This is a genomic window from Paenibacillus sp. N22P23 (assembly GCF_059383735.1).
On sequence record NZ_JBXENT010000001.1, the window covers coordinates 695,355 to 720,801 of the forward strand.

Consider the following 25,447-nt stretch of genomic DNA (forward strand, 5'->3'; position numbering starts at 1 on the left):
GAAAGGTGGGGGCCATGGAACGCATCATTATGTTGGCGGATTGTCAGTCGTTCTATGCGTCCGTCGAGAAGGCGGCGCACCCGGAATATCAGAATAAGCCCGTCGCCGTCGCAGGAGATCCCGCACGGCGCTCTGGCATTATATTGGCAGCTTGTCCGATTGCCAAACAATACGGCGTTACAACGGCGGAAACGCTCGGCGAGGCACTTGGCAAATGCCCGCAGCTTGTTATCGTGAAGCCGCGCATGCAGGCTTATATCGACGTTTCTTTGATGATTACGGAGATTTTCGAATCATTCACGGACTTGGTGGAGCCTTTCTCCATTGACGAGCAATTCCTCGACGTGACCGGTTCTGTTGCTTATTTCGGTTCTGCAGAAGAGATCGCAAGGCGTATTCAGAACAAAATCATGCTGTATACCGGCGTCTGGTCGCGAGTGGGCATCAGCTCCACGAAAGTGCTCGCCAAGATGGCGACGGATATATGGGCCAAGAAGAGCGAGAGCGGCATCTTCACACTGCCGAAGTCGGAGGTGGATACGAAGCTTTGGCCGCAGCCGGTGGGTAAGATGTTTGGCATCGGATCACGGATGACAGCGCATTTTCAGCGGATCGGGATCTTCACGATCGGCGACCTGGCGCGGATGGAGCTCCATGAGCTGAAACGCAAAATGCGCGTATTGATGGGGCGCAACAGCGATATTCAAGCGGAGCTGTACTGGCAGACAGCGAACGGCATAGACACAAGTCCGGTTAAGCCGAGCACACATAACAATCAGCAGGCGGTCGGTCATCAGATGACGCTGCCGCGCGACTTCTCCAGCCGTGCCGAAATCGATGTCGTACTGCTGGAGCTCAGCGAGGAGGTCAGCCGTCGGTGCCGGGCCAAGGGATATATGGGCCAGGTGGTCGCGGCCGGCGCTCAAGGAGCGGATTTCGACAAGCCGACCGGGTTCTTCCGGCAGACGACGCTTACTGATCCGACGAATATTACGCGAGAAGTGTTCGATGCAGTGCGCAAGTTGTTTGATACGCACTGGGATCAGATGCCGGTGCGAAAGCTTGGCGTTACACTGTCGAAGCTGTGCCAAGATGACCAATATCAGCTTACGCTGTTCGGTAACCGAGAGCGGGTGCGTAAATTGGAACGAACGACTGATCAAATCAAGTACCGTTACGGGAGTACGGCGATTCTGCGCGCCTCCTCGCTGCTGGACGCTGCCCAGGCTCGCGAGCGCAGCGTGAAAATCGGAGGGCATTATAAATGAGCAAGAAGCTGGAAGGAAACGGCCGCTGGGAATCCAGCCGCATGATGCTGCCTGAGCATCGGGAGCAATATTTGCAGCGCAGGGAGCAGACTGAGGCAGCGGAACAGCCTCAGGATTCGGGGAGATCCACGCCCGAGCAGCTGCCCACGAAGGAGGAGCTTGAGCTCATTCGCGACTTTGTGCTCCTGCCGATTATGATGACAATCGTCGATAAGAACTGTACCGAAATCAGCTTGTCCTCTTATTCCATGAAGAGTTTATATATCAAAGCTTCGCAAGTGCTGATGACCCGCCTTCATGGGGAACTAAGCGAGGTGCGCAAGCAGATGAAGCGGTGCCAGATTAAGGTATTCGAGGATGAACGGGTGGACAGCGCGATTCATTATCACTTTACCTGCCGCGGTTATAAGGATAAATTCGCAATGATGCGTGAAGTCGTGCGTGCGGAGATGAGCGTTCGCATCGCCAGATATGTGGCGGAGATGTTTAAGGCGAACAGTTGACACGAGGCGAGTCCGGAATTACCGGAGCGAGTCCGGAGTTACCGGACGATCATCCATGCAACTTTCGGGGATGTCTTCGCGTCGATAGGCATGAGGTGATTCTAGATGATGAGAAAAGCGGCAATGATTGGATTAGCCCTGCTGCTGCTGACGGCTTGCGGCCGAGAAGGAAGTAACGGTCAAACCGTAGGCAGCGGACAGTCGCAGGGGGCCGAGAATGATTTTCCGAAGGTGACGGAACCTTACCATCCTGAACAGGCGATAGCAAACGGTGACGTTGTTAATGTGCATGGGAAGTACTCGAATTTAGAGAAATGGAATCAATTTGTTACGCATGTGAAGCAAAAACAAGCCGGTCGAATGAATGTCCGAATCACCCAGTATACGATTGAAGGGGATCCGATCTTCTATGAGCTTACATACGATGGGAAACAGATTTATTATACGTTTGACAATGGCATGGATGCATTCGGGAGCGATCTAGGCAGGCCAAGTACGACATGCGAAGGCTTGGACACCAAGGAGATCGAAGGAGGACAGAGATTCGTAGTGCTGACAGGCTGTGTAGATCAGAAGACGGCGGATACGTTCTACTTTGATGCTAATGCCAAATGACGAAAGCGGTTGAAGGCGCCCTCTGCATCCATTAGAATAGGAGGACATTAGCAAGAGGAAAGGCGTTCTTATGTGGAAGTATACGTTTCATCTATTTCGTGATCTATCTCCGGGCGTAAAGCGATTTATTGCCACGGAAAGTCTGTTTGGCATCGGGGCAGGTATTTTCAGTCTCATTCTCAACTTGCATCTTCTTGATCTTGGATTCTCCAAGGGTGCCATCGGTCAAATAACGTCGCTCGGGGCGCTCACCATCGGACTGACAAGCTTGCCGGTCGGGCTTATTGTGCAGCGGGTCGGACGCAAACGAATGCTGGTTATTGGGATGCTGCTCTCCTTTATTTCGCTTGTTGTGTTCGGCTTCGGTACGAGCAGGGTCGCAGTTACGGCGGCGCAGCTCATATGGTCGCTCGGGGTTACAGCAATCGTGAACTCTGAGATTCAATTGATCTTCCAATATTGCAAGAGCAAGAAGGAAGAGACGAATGCCTATTCACTGCTTTTTGCCGTATTTACTCTGTTTACAGGGATCGGCACGCTGCTTGGCGGGTTTCTGCCGAACTGGATTCATGGCAGTACGACGGTTTATCAATATGCATTCTTCGCAGCGGCAGGCTGTTTTGCACTGTCTGCGATTCTGAGAGGGATCTTACTGCCGTCGCCTAGCGAGGCACCGAAAGAAGGACAAGCGAAACATAAAGAAGACGCGAAGGGCGAGGCTGTCAGACGGCAAAAGAAACGTCATGCTGTGTATTTCCTGCTTGCGCTTTCGCTGCTCATCTTTAACTCCGGCTTCACCTACGGATTGCTCAGTCCGTTTCTGAACGTCATTCTGAAATTCCGGTTTGCTATGAATGATGACACGATCTCCGGTTTGCTTGCACTGTCCGGATTCTTCTTCTTCATCGGTTCCATCATTATGCCTTATTTCATCGAGAAGCTGGGAAGCCGTAGAAGCTTCATCATCTTGTTTCTCTACAACATTCTGATTGTGGCGTTAATGGCAGTAGCTATACCGGCGGCACCATTTGCCATTCTGCTCATGCTGCGCGGGACAGGCTTTACCATGCTAAACAACATTATTGACAGTGAATCGATGTCAGCGGTAGCCGAGGAAGACCGCAATTTATTCGCAGGCATGCGAACGGTTTCTCGAAGCGTTGGCAATACGATTGCCTCCTATTGGGCCGGGTATATTCTGGCCGGAGATCACTATTTGCTGCCCTTTGTACTGACGGCTGTAGCCACGTTGCTTGGTTTTATCGGGTATACTTGGTTTATACAGGGAATGTTGGAGCGAAGAGGGCAGAGCGATCCGGCAAGTGTCTCTAATTAAGTTGGCGATTTGAATTAATGGTGCAAATGGATAAGTTGTATGAATAAAAGTTATGAGTGAATACAACGATCATACAAAAACAGAACTGGGGAAATGAAACCAGTTCTGTTTTTTGTCGTTGGCGTTAGAATCGGTTTGAAGAACTTGCATTTGTTATCCGAAACCACTGGAGTCTCAGATTTCAGGATTCAATCAATAAGTAGTTATTGTGAATCTAGTCTGTTATATTGAATAATTTAACCTGTAGTATTGCAAACTTTTGTTGTATTTTCAATTGTTTTTTATTTTATTTTATTCTGTTATATACAAAATTGGTGTCTGTAATATAGAATAAATTTGACTACATAACAGCTGCGGCGGAAAGGAAAGTACAATTGACTACTACATTTCAGCTAGATGATGTTTTTATTAAGAAAACTGTTGAATCTCTTTCAGACCTGTTGCTTGATTATTATATTTTCCCAACAACTGCTGAAACCATTAAGACGGTTCTATTTGAAAAGCTTACTGAAGGTGACTTTTACAATGTGGAGAGTGGCTTAGCTTTAACGGAGAAGATTAATAGTTATATGCGTGAAATAAGTAATGACATACATTTGAGTCTACTATTTAGTGAAAAGCCGTTACCTCTTGATTTTCACGATTCACTCGATGATGAGGACATCAAATTAAGCGAAAAACTGAGTAACTACGGCTTTGAAAGGGTAGAGAGATTACCAGGAAATATAGGATATCTTGTTCTAAATGAATTCGCTTATCCCGAGCTTGCAGGTGAAACGGCAGGACACGCCATGAGTTTTTTAGCGAATACAGACGGGTTAATTATTGACCTTCGTAATAACCATGGGGGCTCTTCATTTATGGCGACGTTAATTGCCAGTTATTTGTTGGATGGCTCTCCTCCAGTACATTTAAATGATATTTATTGGCGATTTCATGATATGACACAATCTTTTTGGAGTTTGCCATTCGTGCCAGGGAAACGATTTGGCATGAATAAACCTGTTTATCTGCTGACCAGTCAAATAACATCTTCTGGTGCTGAGGAATTTGCTTACAGCCTACAAGCAATTAAAAGAGTTAAGATTGTCGGCGAAAAAACTCGCGGCGGAGCAAATCCAGGTGGCGTCCATCGCATAAATGAACATGTTCAAGTCTTTATCGCTAATGGACGTGCAATTAACCCGATAACCAAAGATAACTGGGAGGGCACTGGAGTTTTGCCGGATATCGAGATCAACAGTGACGATGCTCTCGAAAGGGCATATAAACTGCTCCTTCAAAAGTCATTAGAACACTTTAGCGAGAACTTGGAACCAGGACGAGAGGCGTTATTGAAGGATATCAAAAAAATATTAGTTTGCTGAGAGCCCTATTAACTAATGGACTTTGGTAGCTCTCAAGGGGTTACATCATGCAGGATAGTGCTTTCGGCTCCGTCACCATACAAATAAACGGCAAAGGCGTACAATCAGCCTTTGCCGTTTATTTGTGGGGACAGAAATTGATCGGTCTTGGATTTCATAGTCGCAATAATCATTTGCTTATGACGAATGGCAAGGAGGAGCACTTGTGCTTGCTGCTTGCGCGAAAGCTGTTTGAATCGCGGCTCTTCATTCAAATAGGCGCGAACGATTGCCCAGCTGGATGGCGTTAACCGCCGATTCAGCGCACTTGAAGCGGGTTCGGATGCAGTTGGCTTCCGAGCGAAGCGATGCAGCCAAGCTTGTAGACCGGCCCCGAGCTTGGATTCATCGACGATGCAAGGTGCCGTCAGTTTCTTCGTATGGTTGCGCAAATACTCATAGCGGTCATTGCCGAGTAGAATTCGATATTGGCCGTCCTTTCGGTCTTTCTGCACGACGATGAGATGTAAGCCATCCCACATCAAATGACGTAAATACCGAAGGCGGGCAGTCATGCCGACAGGCAAACCAGGCTTGATTTTGCTCAGCGGGATGTAGCGAACTGTGAAACGCACCATGATCCCCTCCCTTATTGGAGGATATGGGGAGCATCCGTTGTCCTAGTCCTTTCCTCGCAGGATCGTTACTTCCCTTTGCGAGACAATGCGGAAAGGGCATCCCATTGTTCATCCGTGACATCGGCAAGTCCGTTGAATTGGCCTGCGCCTTGCAGCCATTCGCCGCCATCGATCGTCACAACTTCACCATTAATGTAGCCAGCGTAGTCGGATATCAAATAAGCGGCGAGATTAGCGAGCTCGGTCGGGTCACCGACTCGCCCGAGCGGAATGCGGCTAAGCAGACGCTCCTCGATCTCCGGTGTCGGCATAAGGCGTGACCATGCTCCTTCGGTGGGGAAAGGACCGGGTGCAATGGCTACCTGCCGGATTCCGTGAGGCGCCCACTCGGCGGCAAGCGAGCGAGTGAGTGCGAGTACGCCTGCTTTTGCCGCAGCGGAGGGCACTACATAGCCCGAACCGCTGGTGGAGGAGGCGTAGGTGGTCACGATATTGAGCATGGTCCCGGCTCTTCCTTGCGCAATCCAGCGTTTACCGAGCTCAAGTGTTGTGTAGAACGTACCGTGCAGTACGGTGCCGAGCACGGCATCGACTGCACGGTGGGAGAGCCGCTCAGTCGGACTAATGAAATTACCGGCTGCATTGTTGACGAGTACATCGATATGACCGAAATGTCCTTCCACCGCATCCATTAAAGCTTGGACGGCGGCGGGGTCGCGGACATCACAGCTTTGGAAGAACACCGGCGCCATCCCGGGTGAGCTCATTTCTGCACTGGCTTGCTGCAGTACCTCCTCACGGCGGCCCGCAATGGCGAGCCGAGCCCCGAGGGCAAGAAACTTCTCACCCATTGCGCGGCCAAGGCCGGTTGCTCCGCCCGTGATGAGCACGACTTTCCCGTTCAATAAATCAGGTGCAAAAGGTCCCATAAGCCGATTCTCCTTCGTGTCAGACATGCGGCAATTATGGTTATAGGTATGTCACCAAGGCAAGCGGCATGCCTGCCCGCTCGATCCAAAGTTACGTTGCAATCTGGCGAAGCTCGGGATAGTCCTCCAAATAACCTGCGTGCTTCAGTTCAAGCAACGCTTTGCGGATAGACGTCTCGTCTTCGTCGGACTGATCGGAAAGGGCGATTAGCTCGGTTACACTAATGCGTGGATGTTCTTTACAGTAGGTGAGCAGCCCTTTGGCCGCCCATGACAGACGGTCGTCTTGAAATTCGCCGATTAAGTGACGGAACACTTTATGGGAGATCAGTTTGTGCTCAGTAAGATCCTGCATCGCTTTGATAACCTGTTTAACTGACATTCGGCCTTTGCGGGCCATGTCAGGCACGCTCAAGGATAAGGAGTCCGTGGAGCCGGAGCTTAGCACGATATACGTCATCTGGGCATAAATATCGAGATTGGGCATCGAGAAAATTTCACCTGAAACCGTGAAGCTGCGCGCAGAGGCTGCAGAGGATTCTTGCGACATCGTTATCTTCCTCCATTTGGCAGAATATAGCGTACGTTTATACAATACGAGCCTGCTGTTTGGATTCAGGGGTTTATGAAAAGTTTTTAACCTTATTTGCCGATACATCTTCGCGCGGCGTTGTGAGCCATGCGGTGCAGCGCATTGTTCGTCTTATGACGGCGCATATGCTTGATGCTTATTTTGATATCCGGGTGTAAGGTGTGCAAGCGATCAACGAGTGTGAGGATCTCATCACGCACCACTGCATATCGGGAATCGGCAAAATAAGACTTCTCCAGCATTCTTACGATTGTATGGCAATCGGTGAAAACAACAGCAGTTTGAGGCATAGGTTGGAACTGCTCGTCTGATAAGGCGTGAGCAAGCCATTCCAAGCTAAAATAAATCGCCTGCAATTCCCCGTAATCAGAACCGATGGTGTAGTCATATTCAAGCCGCTTGGCCTCCACACGAAGGGAGCGGTTAAAGACAAACGTGCAAGCAACCGCGTGAACATGCTGCTCCGATCCGGAATAATCACAATAAAGCGAAATCATGCCGGCATTGACAAGGTTTGCTCTGACTGCCGGGTTGGCGTAAGCTTGCCTGGTTAAAGCATCCATTCGAGGATCCATCATGCGTTCTCCTTCTGATTGAATTCCCCATATTGAGCTGCAATGGGAGTGGCATTACCGTTTATAGCTGATAGCATGGACAACAAAATGATTGGACAAAACAATTCTTCGTGACATAACAAAATTCGCATCGCGATAACGTGTGTGATATATTTGTGGCAAACATGACCGGGGCAACGACTGCCTCAATTGGTATTTGTAATAAAGATCATAGGAGGATCCATGTCCTGGAGCAAATTAAAGCAGCAGCTAGAGAGTTTTCTCAGTCCGGCGTTAGATGGAAGGGTCGAATACCGTGCGACCAGCTACCGTTATTTACCTGATAAGGCAGGTCATTGTTATATTGCAGTAGATAAAAAGAACGTACTCAATATGAGTGATAACACTACCTTAATCAAATGGTATCAGACGGAGCTCGAAATCAAGAATGATTCAGATATCCAACTTCCTATCAGCGATGAGGAATTGGAAGCGGTAAGAATAGAAACCAAGGGGACAGTTCCGGAGGATCGTCTAAAAGTAATCGCTAGAAGCAGAAAGATTTCAGGACATGCAAAGGAACTTTTGTCAGCACAGTCCTCATTAAGTAAATCTAATTTTACGGTTGCTGCTACTAAGTTTTTAGCCAGTTCGATAGAAGAAAACATAGAAAGCAATGATATCTTATTGAATATTCTAGCATTGGTAGACAGGCGAGTTGGGAAAAAACGAATGTTAAACATGACCGAGATGATGAAGATCAAGCATCCCAGCGTGCAGTATTTTTATGAACTACGGCGTAGTACGTTATGAAAAAGAGGGACAACCGATGCAACTTCCGGTTGTCCCTCTTTTATCTACGGCAAATCAAGCAGCGTCTCAAACTCCGATAGATCCTCGCTGTATTCTTTATAAATTCTTCTCCAGCTCATCACGACTTCATCAATAATCATGATTAATGCGGGATCGAATTGCGTTCCACTGGCCTCTTTGATTCGCTCAATTGCATCGTTGACAGAAGCAGCCTGGCGGTACGATCGGCTCGAGGTGATGGCATCGAACGTATCGGCTATGCTTAATATCCTTGCCTCTAGCGGAATATCCAGTCCTGATGCTCCAGTCGGATACCCTTTTCCATCCCACCGCTCATGATGATAGAGAACGCCTGGTTTTAATTGTCCCAGTCCTGGTATTTTCTCCACCATCCGGCCACCGGCAACCGTATGCGATTTGATGATCTCGTATTCTTCGTCCGTCAGCTTTCCTGCCTTCGTCAGCACCGATTCGGGAATATTGATCTTTCCGATATCATGAAGCAAGCCGGATAACCGAAGCGTCTGCATGCGCTGCTTATCCTGAAACTCAGGAAGTCTTGCTGCCAGCTCGACTGCGTATTTGCTCACTCGCTCACTGTGACCGAAAGTATAGCTATCTTTGGCTTCAATGGATACAATGAACGTTTTGACAACTTGTTCGATCGTTGTTTCCATCGAGTGGATAATCAAATTCACTTGATTGTTATACAGTTGATCCAGCTGTTTCGGCAGCAAGTAGCTGAACGTCCCGAGGACCACATAAAGCAGCGCCCGATTGGAGATGTCGATCGAGTCAAACACGCCGGTGACGAGCGGATGGGTCAGATTTACACCTAACATCGTGGCTAATCCAACAGCCGAATAAATGAACAATACCCGTAGATTACCATACATGCCCGCCAGAATAGGGATGACTAGAAAATAGCCCCACGCCTCTCTGTACCCAGAGCCAAAATATAAGCAGCAGATGACAAGAACACTAAAGGAGAGAACGATATGCTGCATAATAATCGGCTTGATTTTGATAAAACGATTGAGGACTAGTATAACGGCCAGAACAGCAACCGGAATGAGCAGAAATTTGATTTCTGCCCTCGAATAAGGCATATCGAGCAGACGGAAAACCGAATTCCACCCGATGCTAAGAAGCAAATAGATGAGTGCAATCTTCAATATGTTTAAGCTGAGATTTCGCTGATGTGTTTTGTAGTACGAAGACAGTAGTTTTTTTCGTTCGCTCAGCATACGTCCATCCCGTCCGGAGTAGTAGACTCCAATTCGTAAATCAATTAATCTTTCATCCTCTTGCACCTCTATGAATACGACAAACCTTTGGTATAGTGGATATATAATCCATTTGAACTAGGAGTTGATAGACGGAGAGAGAAAAGTCCTACATCGCACCTCAGTCATGACCCAATTAACCTCAGCATGAGATATGCAGATGATTAAAATCAGTGTATCACTCGGCATTCGACAATAAAAGACCAAAAGCAGGAAGAAGTAACCGTTTTAATGAATAAAAATATGCCGAAACACCGTACATAATTCAAAATAAGAGGAGTGTTTATTTATGAAAACAGATTCTCAATATTCATACAGCGTTGCAAGAGGGAAATTGCGTGAAAAAGCGATTAAGCTGCATGTCGAAAGATACCTTGAAGTCGGATTTTTTAACAAAAATGAGAAAGACCCCTATCAAGCCAATTCTACCTATTTCACCACACAACCTATCGGATCTGACGAGGTAGTTGGCGTAACCCGATTGATTTTCGAAAAGCTGGATGAACTGCCTACTCTGCAAAACTTTCGCATTTTTGACATTGAGCGCATTAAACTCCAGCAGCTTGAAGTCATTCGTTATGCCGAACTGAGCGCTTTCACCAAATTGCCCGCACATGACGTTGCGCTTGGATTGCTGAAGACGGCCTTGCAATATTCGCTTCAAATCGGCATCACGCATTGGGTTTGCTGCGTAGATGAGAGAGTCTATAATTATATGAATCGGATCTTCAAATTCCCTTTCCGACTGATCGGGGAGCCTCGCGTTTATTTGGGTTCGAATACGATCCCATGCGTGCTAGTGCTGGATGATGTATTAAATACGGTTAGAGAAGAGCGCCCTGCGCTATACGACTACTTAGTTGAACAGGAAGCTCGCTATTTGGAGGTGCTTAATTAATGAAAGAGCAATTTGTTCGCAATTTAGGGATTATGTCCGAAATCGACGTGGACAAGCTTCAGCATTCGACGATTGCGATTGCAGGCTGCGGCTGCATTGGCGGCTTCTCGGCCGAGCTGCTGGTGCGCATGGGAATTGGCCGTCTCGTGTTGGCCGATCCCGACACCTTTGACATTTCTAATATTAACAGGCAGTGCGCAGCAACCTATCATACCGTCGGTATGTCCAAAGTAACTGCGCTGCGCAATCATTTACTGGCCATTAACCCGGACTTGGAAATTATTGAATATCCGAATGGTGTAAGCGAAGCGAATGTTGACGAATTCGTCCGAGATGCCGATTATGTCATCGATGCGATCGATTATTTTGCCTTTCCCGATGCGGTTGCTCTGCACCGCGCGTCCCGCAGCTTCGGCAAGTATATTATTACGGCAGCGGCACTTGGGTTCGGTACTACGGTGCTCACTTTTGCGCCTGATGGGATGACGATCGAACAAATCGCCGGTATCCCGGAAGATATGCCGATCGAGCAGCTGAGAGGCGCAACATTCCCACCATCGAGCTATGCCGATAAGCTGCCATCTTATGTGACGGCCGATCATCTCCAAGAATGGTTGACGAATAGGACGATTCCGACGATCAGCGTTGGACAAGCCTTAGGTCCGGGTGTTCTCGTATCGCAGCTCGTTCTCCATCTGCTTGGCAGAAAGCAGCCGCTGCTAGTGCCGGAATCTTTTCAACTACAATTTGAATTGTAGCGCTGCATTGACTGCTTTCGTGAACAGTCAAACTCATGGAGGGAAGTATAAATGTCTTATAGCTATTATGGAAAGTTATGTACAGAAGTTTATGATTTAACGAAACATGTCGGCCAGTCTTTCGGCGGCGATTTGGAATATTACCAAGCACGATTGAGCTCTTGCAAAGGACGAATTCTCGAGGCGATGGTCGGCTCGGGGCGCGTCATTATTCCACTGCTCGAAGCAGGATTGCTTGTTGACGGTGTGGATTATTCGCCAGAAATGCTGGAATCTTGCCGCAAACGGTGTGAGGAGAGAGCGCTGAACGTCAGATTATTCGAATCGAATCTCTTAGAGCTGGACTTGCCTGATCGCTATGAAGCGATCATCATACCGGGCGGATCGTTCTTGTTAATTGAGAATCGCGAGGAATCTCTAGCCGCATTGAAGCGTCTGTATGAACATCTGCAACCAGGCGGACGACTCCTAATGGATTTATTTCTGCCGGACACTAATTTTGAAAGCGGCGGGTTCAGCGGCTCATCGACCTTTCATCTGCCGGATGGCGATCTGATTACGATGGAGGGCAAGCTGCTTGAAGCAGATTTATTCGATCAGTATAAAGTGTCTTTGTTAAAATACGAAAAATGGCGCAAAGGCACCTTGATAGAAACGGAGCTGCAGCGTTTTGCCTTACGTTGGTACGGCGTTCACGAATTTAAGCTCGTGCTGGAGAGCATAGGCTTCACGGATGTAGTCGTGTCAGCGGATTTCGAGTTTGGCCACGCTCCAAGCCACGGCAAACAGAAGTATGTGTATGAGGCGACAAGGAAGTAAAGCGTGTTAAGGGCGGTTTCAAAAGCGGGTTTGTGGCTTTTGAAGCGGCTCTTTTTTATTTTGTCCGGCGGGGGAGATGACACTGACAATGCGGGATGGTATACGAGAGTCCGATTTCGGAACTCTCGGTGCAGAAAGTGTGGGGTTTCGCGATTGAGAGTGCGATTTCGAGACTTTCAGCCTCTGATGAGGGGGAGGTTAGGAGATGCGAGAGTCGGATTTCGCGACTCACAGCGTCAGATTAGTGTGTTTTCGCAATTGAGAGTCGGGTTTTCCGACTCTCAGCCGCTGGTGAAGGTGAGAATTGGGAATTCTGAAGTGCGAGAGTCGGATTTCGCGACTCTCAGCGTCAGATTAGTGAGTTTTCGCAATTGAGAGTCTGGTTTAACGACTCTCAGCCAATGGCGAAGGTGAGAATTGGGAGTTAGGAAGTACGAGAGTCGGATTTTACTACTCTCAGCGTTAAATTAGTGAATTTTTTCGGTTGAGAGTCGGTTTTTCCGACTCTCAGCCTGTGTTGGAGGTGGAAATTAGAAGTTAGGAAGTACGAGAGTCGGATTTTCCTACTCTCGGCGTTGAATTAGTGGATTTTCGCATTTGAGAGTCGGTTTTACCGACTCTCAGCCCCCTGTCTGCTTCCGTAGATGGGGGGGGAGCACGGCGGAGCCGGTTAGGAGGTTTTGTAAGTCTAGTCGGTTTTCATAATGTTGGCGTAAAACTGCTTCGAGGATGTAAACAGACCCTTGAGCGCGGCGTGCAGCTGTTTCTTGTCGCGAGAAGTAAGTGCGGCTAGAATGGCCGATCGCTGTTTGACGCTGTTTTCTTTGGCACCGGGCACGCGCAGCAGCTTCAGGCTTGTTTCTCTTCGGAGATGAATGCTCATCTGCATCAGTTTGTTGAAGATCCGGTTATCGGAGCGTTCGCCGATGCGTAAGTCGAAGTCATCAAGCAGCTGTAGAAAAGCATCTGCCTCCATATGAACCGACGCAGACATGTGGGAAAGTTTTCTGTCAAGCAGAGTAAGCTCCTCTTCGGTGAGCTGTTCGGCGGCGGACAAGTAAACCTCGGTTTCGATCAACTGCCGCGCGGCATAAACCTCATCGAGATTATGCTTCTCCCGGTGAAACATCCATGCAATCGTATCCGAAGGAATCGGCTCCTCCTGTTTATTAACAAAGCTGCCTTCGCCCGCCTTGATAGTGATCAGGCCGATGAGCGCAAGCGCTCGAAGCGCTTCGCGAACTCGCCCGCGGGTAACGCTGAACCGCTCGGCAAGCTCCCGCTCATTAGGCAGTTGCGCTCCGGGCTCAAGGTGACCGTTCGTAATGAGCTGAGCGATCTGCTCCATAATTTGTTCGGTGACGGTTAATCGTTTGACGGGTTCAATCTGTATCATGAAAGGTAGTCTCCTTAGTTTCACATAGGATCAAAAATTAAGATTGATGGAAGTTCATGGTTCATGGTAATCTGGTCTCGTGGTACTACCAGAGAACCGTTCAACAAAAGCTTAACATGAATCTGAAAACGAGTAAAGAACATGCAATCATCGATGACAATGATCTGTCCTATCAATCGTGGTACTACCAGAATACCAACTAACGATAACCGAGCCGAAGCAGATGAAAGGTGATGACAAAGTGACAACAACTTTAAGGGGCATTACATGGAACCATAGCAGAGGTTATGTGCCTAAGGTGGCCACCGCGCAGCGTTTTATGGAAACGCATCCAGGCGTGGAAATCACATGGGAGAAAAGGTCGCTGCAAGAGTTCGCCGACTCGCCAATTGAGCGGCTTGCCGAACAATACGACCTGCTCATAATCGATCATCCTTGGGCGGGTTTCGCGGCGGACAAAGGAATACTCGTTCCGCTTGAGCAGCATGTATCTGCAGCATATCTTGCTGATCAAGCGCTGCATACGGTCGGTCGCTCGCATGAAAGCTACCTGTTCGATGGGGTGCAGACCGCATTTGCTGTTGATGCGGCAACTCCGGTTGCTTCGTATCGGCAGGATTTGCTTGCGGCGGCGTCTGAAGAGGTGCCGAAGACATGGGATGAGCTGCTTGCATTAGCGAAGAAGGGCCGAGTAGCTTTTGCAGGAATACCGGTAGATACGTTGATGAATTTCTATATGCTCTGCGTCACGCAGGGTGAGGAGCCTTGCAGCAATAACGGAGAACATGTAGTGAGCGAGGAAATCGGCGTCCGAGCGCTGGAGCTGCTTCGTGAGCTAACGGTCTTGTGCACAGAAGAGATGTTGAATTGGAATCCGATTCGGGTATATGAGGCCATGTCTTCCGGGGATAGCATTGCTTATTGCCCGTTCGCATATGGTTACTCGAATTACGCTCGGGAAGGGTATGCTCAGAACTTGCTACATTTTGCCGACATGGTGTCGCTCGGTTCTCATGGGCCTCTACGGTCAACGCTTGGCGGAACGGGAATTGGCGTCTCGGCACGATGCGCTAATATAGATCTTGCGGTAGAGTATGCTGCCTTCATGGCTAGCCCGAAGATCCAGCGAACCGTATTCGCGGAGAACGGAGGGCAGCCCGGACACCGCTCGGCTTGGGTCGACGAGGAGCTGAATCGGCGCACGAACGGATATTTTCAGGCTACATTGCCGGCACTTGACCGCGCCTACTTGAGGCCGCGATACAGCGGGTATTTGGAATTCCAAGATCATGCGGGCGACGTGGTACGAGATTATATCATATCAGGCGGGCGGCCGCAGGAAGTACTCCATCGCCTCGATGAGCTTTACCGGTTATCCAGATTGGAGGCGGCGAAGTGAAACCATTAGAGGGACTGTTGGTTTTGGATTTCAGTCAGTTTCTGGCAGGTCCGTCGGCTGCGCTGCGGCTCGGTGATTTGGGTGCGCGGGTCATCAAGATCGAAAGGCCGGGGACTGGAGAATTAAATAGGCAGCTGTCGATCAAGAATCAGATGGTGGACGGCGACAGCATGCTTTTTCACACGATTAATCGGGGAAAAGAGAGCTATGCGGCGAATTTGAAGGACAGCGAAGATGCAGCAAGTGTAAGGGCATTGATCGCGCAAGCGGATGTGCTCATTGAGAATTTTCGGCCGGGGACCATGGAGAAGCTTGGACTTGGCTATGATGCGGTCAAGGAGCTGAACAGCGGCATCGTATATGCCTCTGTGACCGGTTATGGGCAGGAAGGTCCGTGGCGGGATAAGCCTGGGCAAGACCTGTTGATTCAATCTTTATCAGGACTTGCATGGCTGAATGGCAATGCGGATCAGCCGCCCGTACCGTTTGGGCTAGCGATTGCAGATATGTTCGCAGGTGCTCACTTGGTGCAAGGGATTCTAGCCTGTCTAGTGCGTAGAGGACGAACCGGGCAAGGGGCGCGCGTGGAAATCAGCCTTCTGGAATCTGCGCTGGATCTCCAGTTTGAGGTGCTGACGACACACTTGAACGATGGCGGTGAACTGCCGCAGCGAAGTGCGGTGAACAATGCACATGCCTACTTGGGAGCGCCTTATGGCATTTATGAAACGAAGAACGGCTATTTGGCGCTTGCGATGGGCTCGGTTGTGAGGCTCGGCGAATTGCTGGCATGCGAGCCATTGGCGGCCTTTCAAAACCCGAAGTCATGGTTTACGCAGCGAGATGAGATTAAACGAATTCTTGTGGATCATATCCAAACGCGCAGCACGGAAGAGTGGCTGCAAGTATTGGAGCCGGCGGATTATTGGTGCGCAGATGTGTTGACGTGGGAGCGATTGTTTGCCCATGAAGGATTTAAGGCGCTTGGTATGATTCAGGAAGTAGGACGGGAAGATGGCAGCCGCCGAGTCCGTACGACGCGCTGTCCGATTCGGATTAATGGGGAGCGGCTGTTCGATGGCAAGGCGGCGCCGAAGGTCGGGGAACATAATGCGGCGATTGAGCAGGAATTTCAGCTGCGCGACGTACCGGCATCAGAAGAAAAGCGGACAAACGGAGGCGAGGGAGGTTGAGCGAGTTCAGCAGCGAGAGCGATTCCATACATTTCAGCACTATGCAGCAGCGTCCTTTAGAAGGACTTCTCGTGCTTGATTTCGGGCAGTTTCTGTCTGCTCCTTCCGCCGCGCTAAGGCTGGCTGATCTTGGTGCACGCGTAATTAAAGTGGAGCGGGCAGGCAGCGGAGATATATGCCGCAGCTTGTATATTTCCAATATGGAGCTGGACGGAGACAGCACACTGTTTCATTCGATCAACCGAAATAAAGAGAGCTTCGCTGCCGATCTGCGCGATCCGGTTGATGCAGCCGAAGTGCATGCACTCATAAGGCAGGCTGATGTGCTCATTCAAAATTTCCGCCCAGGCGTTATGGAGCGATTAGGCCTCCATTACGAAGCAGTCAAGGAGATCAATCCAGCCATCGTCTATGGAGAAATTACAGGCTACGGTAACGAAGGTCCGTGGGTAGGTAAGCCAGGTCAAGATTTGCTCGTGCAATCGATGTCCGGATTGACGAATGAAGGAGGAACCCGAAGCGGTTCGCCAATGCCGCTCGGGCTGGCAGTTACGGATATGATTGCCGGTGCGCATCTCGTTCAAGGCCTATTAAGCTGCCTTGTGCGAAGGGCAGTGACCGGAGTCGGAGCGCGAGTAGAGGTCAGCCTGCTGGAATCGGCGTTGGATCTTCAGGTAGAGTCATTGACCGCTTATATGAATCGTAGTGATGAGAAGCAAAAACAGCCGCCCATTCGATGCGGTATTCATGCAGTTGGTGACGGATATGCTGCAGCTGTGCAGCGGGAACATGAAGAAGAGTATGGGGAACCACTAGGATCTGCCGGATATGACGTCTCACAGGTGCTGGATTGGCGGCAGCTTCTCCAAGAGGAACATGTTAAGCAGCTGAATATGGTTCAATCGATCACCAGAGGCAATGGAACAACGATGCGGACGACATGCTGTCCGATCCGCATAGACGGCATTCAATTCCGGTCGGAGAAAGGCTCGCCGAAGGTCGGCGAAGATACGGCAGCAATTCGGAAACAGTTCATTAATCCTACAATTTAAAGGAGGATGACTCCCGAAGATGATCAAAATCGACGCACACCAGCACTTTTGGAACTTGGAGAAAGTCGCTTATCCGTGGCTTGATCCTGCATTCGGTACAATTTGCCGCACAATCGAGGCGCCTGAACTGGAACCGCTTCTGAAGGAAGCAGGCATCGATAAGACCGTTATTGTTCAGGCGATGAACAGCTATGAAGATACGGAATACATGCTGCAAGTGGCGGAGGAGAAGGACTGGGTGGCTGCGGTCGTAGGCTGGGTACCGCTAAACATCCCTGAAATTGCAGATAAGAAACTAAAGCAATTCAAGCAGAATCGGTATTTCAAAGGCGTCCGCCACCTCATTCACGAGGAGAAGGATCCGGATTATATCATTCGCGATTCGGTCATTGAGGGCTTGCGCGTGCTGGCTTCCTATGACTTAGCCTTCGATCTGGTGTCCGTGTTTCCGGATCATCTCAAGCATGCTCCGCGCCTGGCTAAAGAAATCCCCAATCTCAGAATCGTCATTGATCATCTGGCCAAACCGCCGATCAAAGACAAAACGTTGGGCGACTGGGCGGAGCAGCTCGCACGTGCAGCGCAGTTCGAGAATGTTTACGCCAAGGTGTCCGGGTTGAATACGGCTGCGGACCATGAACGCTGGTCAGCCGAAGACATAAAACCGTATATCGATTACGCCAAGGAGCAGTTCGGCGCGGATCGCCTCATGTTCGGCAGCGACTGGCCTGTTGCGAACTTAGCCGGTGATTACGGCAAAGTATGGAGAGAAACGAACCGCGCCATCGCCGCTTATTCGGAAGCGGAGCGGGATGCGATCCTTGGCGGGACTGCAGCAACATTTTATCAAATCAAATAAATAGGGAGGCTTGCGTAAATGCAGCGATATGGCAGTGTAATCCAAGTGAAACCTGAGATGCTGGAGGAATACAAACGGCTGCATGCCGCGGTTTGGCCGGATGTGCTGAAGCGCATCAAGAAGAGTCATATCCAGAACTACTCCATCTATTATAAGGACGGCTGGCTGTTCAGCTATTTCGAATATACCGGCGAGGATTACGAGCAAGATATGGCGCAGATCGCCGCCGATGAAACGACGCAGCGATGGTGGGATGTATGCAAGCCATGCCAACAGCCGCTCGCGACAAGGCAAGAAGGTGAATGGTGGGCGGACATGGAGGAAGTCTTTCATCTCGATTAACAGACCCAAGGAGGAACAACACAATGAAAAGCTTATTTTACGAAGATTATGAGATTGGAGCAGCAAGAAGCACATTCGGACGCACCATTACGGAGACGGATATCGTGCTGCATGCCGGGCAAACCGGCGATTTCTACCCGCATCACATGGACGCGGAATGGTGCAAAACGCAGCCGTTCGGTCAGCGAATCGCACATGGCACGTTGGTATTCAGTGTAGGTGTCGGCTTGTCTGCAGGAGAAATGAACCCGGAAGCGTTCTCCTACGGTTACGACAAGCTGCGATTCACCAAACCGGTATTTATAGGCGATACGATCTCGGTAAGCATCACCATCTCCGAGAAGCGCGACTATCCGAAACGTCCGGAATACGGCGTTGTCGTGGAACATGTGGAAGTCATCAATCAAAATAAGGAAACCGTTCTGGTCTGTGACCATTTGCTGCTAGTTAGCAGAAATAAAAATCACGCCGAGTAAATAGGAACATCTACCGCGAAAGTAGAAACGATTGACCATCTGCTAGGCAAGGTAGTATGGTAAGCTTGCAGCACCAACGAAGGGGCTAGGAGGCTTCTGCATGTTCAACGTCATGATTGTTGAAGACGAAATGCTGGTACGATTAGGGTTTAAAAACTCTGTGCAATGGGACAATTACGGGATGACCGTATGTGCAGATGCAGCCAATGGCAGAGAAGCGTGGGAATATTATACGAACAGCGTTCGTCCGGATATTATCATTACCGATCTTCGCATGCCGATCATGGGCGGGATTGAGCTTATCAAGAAGGTACGAGAGCAGGATGTGCAGACGCGTATCGTCATCTTGTCGTGCATGGAGGATTTTGATTTAATTCGTCAGGCGATGCAGCTTGGAATCTCCAGTTATATTTTGAAACTAACGATGACGGAGGAGGAGATCCATAATGTTCTGATGCGTGTGCGCGAGGAGCTCGGCACACAAATCACGCTCGGTACATCGAAAGGAATCATCCGCAATCCGGATCTGCTGAAAGAAAATATCATTAAAAACTTCGTCTTCTATCATCTCTACTCCAAAGACGAGTTCGTTCATCATATTGATCAATTGAAGCTGCGGCTGCACCCGGAGCGTCTTATCGTGTCCATGATGGAAATCGATCATTTCGAGCTGGTACAGACGAAATTCAATGACGAGAAGGGTGAGCTGATTCGCGTTACCTTCCTGAATGTCTTGAATGAGCTGCTCGTACAATCGCAGCGGGGCGAGGTTGTATCCGATGAAGATAAACGGTATCTCTTCATCTTCAGCTTCCGGGATATCGCCAGCGAATATCAAATCCGCGAGGAAATGATCGGGATCATGACCCAGATTCAGAAGGTGCTGGGGCGGTTCTTCAACATCTCCGCAACATTCGGCGTGAGCGGAATGAAGAGCGGTTACGCTTCACTGCACACATTGTACAAAGAAAGCGAGCGAGCTGTCGCGCAGAAATTCTTCTATGGCACGGAGCGATTACTGTTCCTCAGTGATGTGGATGCCGATGCGACCGAGGAACTCGTGCGAAGGAAGCTGCAGCAGTTTCATGAGAAATGGTCGATGATCGAAGAAACGGCGCAGAAGGATGTGGAAGCAATTGTGCAATCCTTCCTCACATCCGGCCGACTCAGTCATGAACAGGATATTAGGAAGCTGTTCGTTCGCCTGCTGCATTGCCCATCTGTAACCGCCTCGCTTAGTGAATCGGAAGTAACGGCGCTTGTCTCGACTTACGGGGAAGAGATGCAGAAATGCGAAACGCTGGATGAAGCTGCTACAGCCTATAGTAAGTTCCTAACCGAAATCATCTCAAGAGGCGGCATTAAGAAGCAGCTAAGCAAAGACATTGCTCGTGCCGTCAAGTTCATTCAAGATCGATTCCACGAAGACATCTCTTTGCAGCAAATCGCGCAGTACTTGGAATTGACGCCGAACTACTTGAGCGTACTGTTCAAGAAAGAACTGCAAATGAACTTCTCCGAATATCTCAATCGCATTCGTTTGGAGAAAGCGAAGGAGCTGCTGCTCGGCACCAATCTAAGATCGTATGAAGTGGCACAGCAGGTGGGGTTTACCGATGACAGCTACTTCAGTCGCGCCTTCAAGAAGCACACGGGCGTCAGGCCGAACGGCTTCCGCAGACTGTGGATCAACGACTGGACGACCGGTGTGGCGGAGGCGGAGGACAAATGATCGCTAAAGCATCGAGGTTCAAGTTCCGACTCTCCGGAATCTCGCTCAAAGCCCAGCTGATTTTCTCGTTTATGGCTGTTACGCTGCTTGTCCTGTCCATCAGCTCTTATTACAGCTACAAGAAAACGCTGGACATCTTCCAAACGAGAACGCAGGAGACCACGTTGTCGCAATTTCGTCAGATTGAAATGAATACGCTTACTTTACTCCACGAGGTGGATAAGCTGTCCAAGACGTTTCTGATGGAGTCCAAAGTCCAATCCTTTCTGCAGAGCGACAAGCTGTCGCATCTTGAATTCATCGCACTGGAACGAGAAATTATGGATCGAATCAATCAATACTTAACGACTTACAATTATTTGGATTCGGTTTATATTTTCGCGGAGAATGGCACGGTTATCGGGGGAACGCTCTCTCAAAATCAGAGTACGGCCGAAGTAGGCAGAAACTATCCGTTCTACGACACGCAGCTCTATGAACAAGTGAAATCCAGCTTCCCGCAATCGATCTGGAGCGGCGGATTGGAGACGATCGACTTCATGCGCAGCTCGATTCCGGATGGGTTGTCCAATGCCAGAGTGATCTCTTCGCTTCGAGGCGTCAGGTGGATCGGCGGCAGTCAGATGAGTGCAGAGCTCGTCTTTAATGTGAATGAGCGGTATTTCAATTCCGGCTATGGAAGCCTGCAGAGCACGCCGGGCGGCTCCATGCACATTATTGACCGCAATGGCAAAGTCATCTCGAGCACGATCGAGGATACGATTAATCAGCTGTATCCGTTAAACGCTAAACTTGCACCGGAGCAGGCATTCGGCAGCTTCGCGGGCAGTCGAACCGGAACGCATGAGCAAATCATTTATTACCGAATGAAAGAAACCGGCTGGACCTTGGTGAATGAAGTGCCAACCGAGCTATACACGAAAGATATTAGCCAGATTGGGCGCTTTACCGCTGCCGTTTTCCTGCTGTCGCTCATTCTGATCGTTGTATTCGCCTCCCTATGGATGGACCGCATTATGAAATCGCTGCACCAGCTGATTAAAGGGATGAAGAACGTTGGACGGGGGAACATCGGCATGACGCTGCCGCAAGCGTCGAATAAAGAAATCGGGCTGCTCATTGAGCAGTTCAACAACATGTCTACCGGGATTCTGGAGCTGATGAACCAGAATGAGGAGACAGAGAAAACGAAGCGGCAGTTGGAGATCGAAGCGCTCCAATCCCAAATCAATCCCCATTTCCTATACAATACGCTAAATACGGTGAAGTGGATGGCGGCCATCGCCAAGGCGCCGAACATAATGGAGTGCATGACCAGCTTAGGCAATATGCTTAGGCCGATCTACTATGATCCTTCGCCATTATGGTCGATTAAAGAGGAAATCGCGTTCGTACAGAACTATATCAACATCATGAATTTCAGATACGGCGAGGAAATGAGATTCGAATTTGACGTGCCGGAGCGGCTGCTGCACTGTCAAACGCTTCGCTTCATGATCCAGCCCTCAATCGAAAATGCGCTCATTCATGGCGAGATGCATAAAGGGGTCATTCAAATTTCGGTATCCGAGCATGGCGACGATTTGCTTGTAGTCGTGCATGACACCTGCGGCGGCATGGCGGCGGATAAAGTAATTGAGGTCAACCAGAAGATCCAATCCCAGTTGAACGGTGATCGGGCATCGAAAGGAATCGGGCTGAACAATGTCAACAAGCGGATCAGGCTGCATTTTGGCGATCGATATGGCATTGAAGTGCAAAGTAAAGAAGGGGTAGAAACAAAAGTCTTCATGACCATCCCCGCCATTTATGAGAGTGCTGCTTTCCCAGAAGTGCGAACCAACCTTACCGGAGGCGAACAGCTTGAAGCCGATATTTAGGACGCGAACCGTATTCACGATGACGATTATACTTGCCTTGCTGTCCGGCTGCAGTGGTACCGGTAAGCCGCAGCAGCAATCGCAGAATGCGCAGAATGAAGATAACAAAGATACGGTCGTGCCGGGCAAAGAACCGGTTACGCTTAAGGTACAGCTGAACAGTGTGGGTAAAGATTTCGAGCATACCGAAGTGTATGACGAAATCACGAGACAGACCGGTGTCACGATGAATCTGGAGTTGTATGATGAACAGAAATTCAAGGTGGAGCTGGCTGGCGGCGATTTGCCCGATATTATTCAAGTGCCGAACAAGAACATCAAGGAGCTTATTGAAGGCAATAACATCATTCCGCTGGATGAGCTGCTGAAGACGAATGGGCCAGATCTGCAGCTCCCGATCTACGAGAAAAGCTTCGAATATATCCGGAAGTTCTGGAGCGACAACACGAACAAGCTGTACATGGTTCCGGTGCAGATCGGCACGAGTGATTTTGGCTTCGAGCAGCAGATCGGCTTTAACGTCCGTTGGGATTATTACAAGGAGCTTGGATATCCGAAGATCGAATCCATTGATGACATGGTGAATGTGCTGGCAGATATGGTACAGAGGCATGGGACGACGAAGGATGGCAAGAAAGTGTACGGCGTGAGTATGTGGAATGACTGGTCGACATGGGGCATTCGAAGTCTGGGGCTGATTACCGGCAACGGCATGTTCAATACGAATGCGATGCAGTTGATCAACACATACACCGATGCGGCTCACAGTGAAATTTGGGACACCGCGTTGTTCATGTATAAGGCGCAGCAGAAAGGGATTCTGGATCCGGATGCGTTTACTGCCAAATATAACGACATCGTTGCCAAAGCTTCTGAGGGTACGCTAATCTCGGCTGTTGCGACATGGCCGTTTACACAAGTGAATGCAGACCTGCTGAAGGAAGGGCCTGATAAAGGGTTCGTCACGATTCCACTCGACTGGGGATTCACGAATGTCGGAGGCACGACGATAGCGGGGTGGAACGATCGCGCTTTTGCCATCTCGGCGAACTGCAAGTATCCGGAGCGAGCGATGGATCTCATCAATTTCCTTGTGTCCGAGCAAGGCTCGCGGCTTATTGCCAGCGGCATTGAAGGTGTACATTGGACTTATGTGGATGGGAAGCAGGCGATGAAACCAGATACCGTTTCACTTGCTGCAGCCGGTGGAGATAGCTGGAAGAAAACGGGGATTGGCATGATCGCTAACCAGCAAGGTCTTGCCGACTATACGAAGCTAAGCGACGGAGGAATTGTGAATCTGTTCAATACGCCTGAAGTATTCACGACCAAAGTGAATTCGCTGAACAAGGATTACGATGAGTACTACGACGTATCTTACCCGGCAGAGGCGTATAAGAAGCTCGTGGATCAAGGGAAAGTGAAAACGCTCGCCCATATGCCGCTGGATGTGCTGAGTGCGATGCCATCGCCGCCGGATGATATGAAGCGGATCCAGACCAAACTGGATGAGCTGCTTGTGAAAGGAATGCCGATTATTGTGCTTGGTTCCAAGACGGATGAGGCATTCAAAGTCAATCAGCAAGAGTTGATAGATGAATTAATAGAGGCTGGCGCAGATACGTATTTCGCATGGTATAAACGTACGTATGAGGAAACAAAGGCGCGGCTTGCAGGCGAATAAACGATACTTCCCGATGTAAAATCAAACGAGGCTCTTCCAAAGCAGCATGTTGCTGCAGCGGGGGAGCCTATTTTAGTCCAAAAATCGTAGAAAACTTCATATTTCCGTTTATTGCGATTTCTTATACTGAGGATAGAAAAAGAGATGGAGTGATAAGAGAGATGAAATGGAAAGCAAGTCGAGTCACATTGTTTCTGATGGTTATCCCGTTTATCCTTCTAGTGTTCGTCTTTAACTACATTCCATTATTCGGATGGGCGTACGCTTTCTACGATTACAAGCCCGGCATACCGCTGTCACAGACACCGTTTGTCGGATTGAAATTCTTCCGCTGGGCGATCGAGGAGAAGGAAGATCTGCTCCGGGTGTTAACCAACACGCTTGCACTCAGTTTGTTATCCATCCTTGCTTCACCGCTATCGGTTATCTTCGCCATCATGCTTAACGAACTAAACAGTAAGCGCTTTCGGAAAGTCGTTCAGACATTGACGACACTGCCGAATTTCATAAGCTGGATCATCGTGTATTCACTGGCGTTCTTCATGTTCTCATCCGGAGGTTTGCTGAATGAAGTGCTGATGAGGCTCCACATCATCGATGAACCGACGACGGTGCTCGGCAACTCTGCAGCAACATGGTGGTTTCAGACCGGCGTTACGATTTGGAAGAGCTTAGGCTGGGGCGCCATTATCTACTTGGCCGCGATTGCAGGCATTGATCCTGAGCTGTACGATGCCGCGAAGGTTGATGGAGCGGGTAGGTTTCAACGCATCATGGCCATAACCGTTCCGGGTATTATGCCAACCTTCTTCGTCTTGCTGCTGCTCAACATTGCCAGCGTTCTGTCAAACGGAGCATCCGGTTTTGAGCAAAACTTCGTCTTCTACAATCCATTGGTAGCAGATCGAATTGAAGCACTTGATTACTATGTCTACCGCGTCGGGATTACGACTGGCGACTTTTCCTTCGGTACCGCAATTGGAATTGCCAAATCATTAATCAGCATTCTGCTGTTGTTCTCAATGAATGCATTGTCTAAGAAAATTAGAGGCCACTCGGTATTCTAGCTGGAGGTAATG

Annotated in this window: 25 protein-coding genes; 19 read left to right on the plus strand and 6 right to left on the minus strand. The window is 49.4% G+C overall.

Features of this window, described 5'->3' with window-relative positions:
- Nucleotides 1-14 precede the first annotated feature (14 nt).
- The 5 genes from AC506A_RS03500 to AC506A_RS03520 all read left to right on the plus strand — a co-directional run bounded on the left by AC506A_RS03500 (nucleotide 15) and on the right by AC506A_RS03520 (nucleotide 5,089).
- Nucleotides 15-1,268, plus strand: coding sequence for a DNA polymerase IV (locus tag AC506A_RS03500; RefSeq protein WP_495459581.1), 1,254 nt, complete (start codon nucleotides 15-17; stop codon nucleotides 1,266-1,268).
- Nucleotides 1,265-1,771, plus strand: a complete 507-nt coding sequence (locus AC506A_RS03505) for a YhjD family protein (RefSeq protein WP_495459582.1) — start codon at nucleotides 1,265-1,267, stop codon at nucleotides 1,769-1,771. Before AC506A_RS03500 ends, AC506A_RS03505 begins: the two co-directional genes overlap by 4 nt.
- Before the next feature lie 105 nt (nucleotides 1,772-1,876).
- A complete protein-coding gene (locus AC506A_RS03510; RefSeq protein WP_495459583.1) occupies nucleotides 1,877-2,386 on the plus strand; it encodes a DUF4362 domain-containing protein in 510 nt (169 codons plus the stop codon).
- A 70-nt stretch (nucleotides 2,387-2,456) separates the two neighbouring features.
- Complete coding sequence (locus AC506A_RS03515; RefSeq protein ID WP_495459584.1) at nucleotides 2,457-3,722, plus strand: MFS transporter; 1,266 nt, start codon at nucleotides 2,457-2,459, stop codon at nucleotides 3,720-3,722.
- 374 nt (nucleotides 3,723-4,096) lie between these two features.
- Nucleotides 4,097-5,089 (plus strand): S41 family peptidase, encoded by a 993-nt coding sequence (locus tag AC506A_RS03520; protein ID WP_495459585.1) that lies wholly within the window; start codon nucleotides 4,097-4,099, stop codon nucleotides 5,087-5,089.
- Between the two features lie 104 nt (nucleotides 5,090-5,193).
- On the opposite strand, the gene AC506A_RS03525 is transcribed toward AC506A_RS03520, so the two are convergent.
- From AC506A_RS03525 to AC506A_RS03540, 4 genes are all read right to left on the minus strand, one after another.
- On the minus strand, nucleotides 5,194-5,706 hold the full coding sequence (locus AC506A_RS03525; protein WP_495459586.1) for a hypothetical protein: 513 nt from the start codon (nucleotides 5,704-5,706) through the stop codon (nucleotides 5,194-5,196).
- 65 nt (nucleotides 5,707-5,771) lie between these two features.
- Nucleotides 5,772-6,635, minus strand: a complete 864-nt coding sequence (locus AC506A_RS03530; RefSeq protein WP_495459587.1) for an SDR family oxidoreductase — start codon at nucleotides 6,633-6,635, stop codon at nucleotides 5,772-5,774.
- Nucleotides 6,636-6,726: 91 nt separating this feature from the next.
- Entirely contained in the window at nucleotides 6,727-7,185 is a 459-nt protein-coding gene (locus tag AC506A_RS03535) for a hypothetical protein (RefSeq protein WP_495459588.1), read from the minus strand.
- A 92-nt stretch (nucleotides 7,186-7,277) separates the two neighbouring features.
- Entirely contained in the window at nucleotides 7,278-7,805 is a 528-nt protein-coding gene (locus AC506A_RS03540; RefSeq protein ID WP_495459589.1) for a hypothetical protein, read from the minus strand.
- 219 nt (nucleotides 7,806-8,024) lie between these two features.
- Here AC506A_RS03540 and AC506A_RS03545 point away from each other — a divergent pair, with 219 nt between their 5' ends.
- On the plus strand, nucleotides 8,025-8,594 hold the full coding sequence (locus tag AC506A_RS03545; RefSeq protein ID WP_495459590.1) for an SF0329 family protein: 570 nt from the start codon (nucleotides 8,025-8,027) through the stop codon (nucleotides 8,592-8,594).
- A gap of 44 nt (nucleotides 8,595-8,638) precedes the next feature.
- Here the strand turns inward: AC506A_RS03545 and AC506A_RS03550 are convergent, their stop codons facing one another.
- Nucleotides 8,639-9,841: an HD-GYP domain-containing protein gene (locus AC506A_RS03550; protein WP_495459591.1), complete on the minus strand. Its 1,203-nt coding sequence runs from the start codon at nucleotides 9,839-9,841 to the stop codon at nucleotides 8,639-8,641.
- 328 nt (nucleotides 9,842-10,169) lie between these two features.
- On the opposite strand from AC506A_RS03550, the gene AC506A_RS03555 reads away from it, so the two are divergent.
- The 3 genes from AC506A_RS03555 to AC506A_RS03565 are packed head-to-tail and all read left to right on the plus strand — an operon-like array spanning nucleotide 10,170 to nucleotide 12,355.
- Nucleotides 10,170-10,778 (plus strand): N-acyl amino acid synthase FeeM domain-containing protein, encoded by a 609-nt coding sequence (locus AC506A_RS03555; RefSeq protein ID WP_495459592.1) that lies wholly within the window; start codon nucleotides 10,170-10,172, stop codon nucleotides 10,776-10,778.
- Nucleotides 10,778-11,536, plus strand: coding sequence for a ThiF family adenylyltransferase (locus tag AC506A_RS03560; protein WP_495459593.1), 759 nt, complete (start codon nucleotides 10,778-10,780; stop codon nucleotides 11,534-11,536). The genes AC506A_RS03555 and AC506A_RS03560 overlap by 1 nt, the downstream gene beginning before the upstream one ends.
- 51 nt (nucleotides 11,537-11,587) lie before the next feature.
- Complete coding sequence (locus tag AC506A_RS03565; protein ID WP_495459594.1) at nucleotides 11,588-12,355, plus strand: class I SAM-dependent methyltransferase; 768 nt, start codon at nucleotides 11,588-11,590, stop codon at nucleotides 12,353-12,355.
- Between the two features lie 688 nt (nucleotides 12,356-13,043).
- Here AC506A_RS03565 and AC506A_RS03570 read toward each other — a convergent pair.
- On the minus strand, nucleotides 13,044-13,751 hold the full coding sequence (locus AC506A_RS03570; RefSeq protein ID WP_495459595.1) for a FadR/GntR family transcriptional regulator: 708 nt from the start codon (nucleotides 13,749-13,751) through the stop codon (nucleotides 13,044-13,046).
- A 241-nt stretch (nucleotides 13,752-13,992) separates the two neighbouring features.
- Between AC506A_RS03570 and AC506A_RS03575 the strand changes: the two genes are divergently transcribed.
- From AC506A_RS03575 to AC506A_RS03620, 10 genes are all read left to right on the plus strand, one after another.
- Nucleotides 13,993-15,150 carry an ABC transporter substrate-binding protein gene (locus AC506A_RS03575; protein ID WP_495459596.1) on the plus strand — a complete coding sequence of 386 codons (1,158 nt, stop codon included), beginning with the start codon at nucleotides 13,993-13,995 and terminating at the stop codon, nucleotides 15,148-15,150.
- Nucleotides 15,147-16,343 (plus strand): CaiB/BaiF CoA transferase family protein, encoded by a 1,197-nt coding sequence (locus AC506A_RS03580; RefSeq protein WP_495459597.1) that lies wholly within the window; start codon nucleotides 15,147-15,149, stop codon nucleotides 16,341-16,343. Before AC506A_RS03575 ends, AC506A_RS03580 begins: the two co-directional genes overlap by 4 nt.
- Complete coding sequence (locus tag AC506A_RS03585; protein WP_495459598.1) at nucleotides 16,340-17,395, plus strand: CaiB/BaiF CoA transferase family protein; 1,056 nt, start codon at nucleotides 16,340-16,342, stop codon at nucleotides 17,393-17,395. The genes AC506A_RS03580 and AC506A_RS03585 overlap by 4 nt, the downstream gene beginning before the upstream one ends.
- 19 nt (nucleotides 17,396-17,414) lie before the next feature.
- Nucleotides 17,415-18,254 carry an amidohydrolase family protein gene (locus AC506A_RS03590; protein WP_495459599.1) on the plus strand — a complete coding sequence of 280 codons (840 nt, stop codon included), beginning with the start codon at nucleotides 17,415-17,417 and terminating at the stop codon, nucleotides 18,252-18,254.
- An 18-nt stretch (nucleotides 18,255-18,272) separates the two neighbouring features.
- Nucleotides 18,273-18,596 carry an L-rhamnose mutarotase gene (locus tag AC506A_RS03595; protein ID WP_495459600.1) on the plus strand — a complete coding sequence of 108 codons (324 nt, stop codon included), beginning with the start codon at nucleotides 18,273-18,275 and terminating at the stop codon, nucleotides 18,594-18,596.
- A gap of 23 nt (nucleotides 18,597-18,619) precedes the next feature.
- Nucleotides 18,620-19,072 (plus strand): MaoC/PaaZ C-terminal domain-containing protein, encoded by a 453-nt coding sequence (locus AC506A_RS03600; RefSeq protein ID WP_495459601.1) that lies wholly within the window; start codon nucleotides 18,620-18,622, stop codon nucleotides 19,070-19,072.
- Between the two features lie 100 nt (nucleotides 19,073-19,172).
- Nucleotides 19,173-20,804 (plus strand): response regulator transcription factor, encoded by a 1,632-nt coding sequence (locus AC506A_RS03605; protein WP_495459602.1) that lies wholly within the window; start codon nucleotides 19,173-19,175, stop codon nucleotides 20,802-20,804.
- Nucleotides 20,801-22,684, plus strand: coding sequence for a cache domain-containing sensor histidine kinase (locus AC506A_RS03610; protein WP_495459603.1), 1,884 nt, complete (start codon nucleotides 20,801-20,803; stop codon nucleotides 22,682-22,684). Before AC506A_RS03605 ends, AC506A_RS03610 begins: the two co-directional genes overlap by 4 nt.
- Complete coding sequence (locus AC506A_RS03615; protein ID WP_495459604.1) at nucleotides 22,668-24,368, plus strand: extracellular solute-binding protein; 1,701 nt, start codon at nucleotides 22,668-22,670, stop codon at nucleotides 24,366-24,368. Before AC506A_RS03610 ends, AC506A_RS03615 begins: the two co-directional genes overlap by 17 nt.
- 161 nt (nucleotides 24,369-24,529) lie before the next feature.
- Nucleotides 24,530-25,435 carry an ABC transporter permease subunit gene (locus AC506A_RS03620; protein ID WP_495459605.1) on the plus strand — a complete coding sequence of 302 codons (906 nt, stop codon included), beginning with the start codon at nucleotides 24,530-24,532 and terminating at the stop codon, nucleotides 25,433-25,435.
- Nucleotides 25,436-25,447 lie beyond the last annotated feature (12 nt).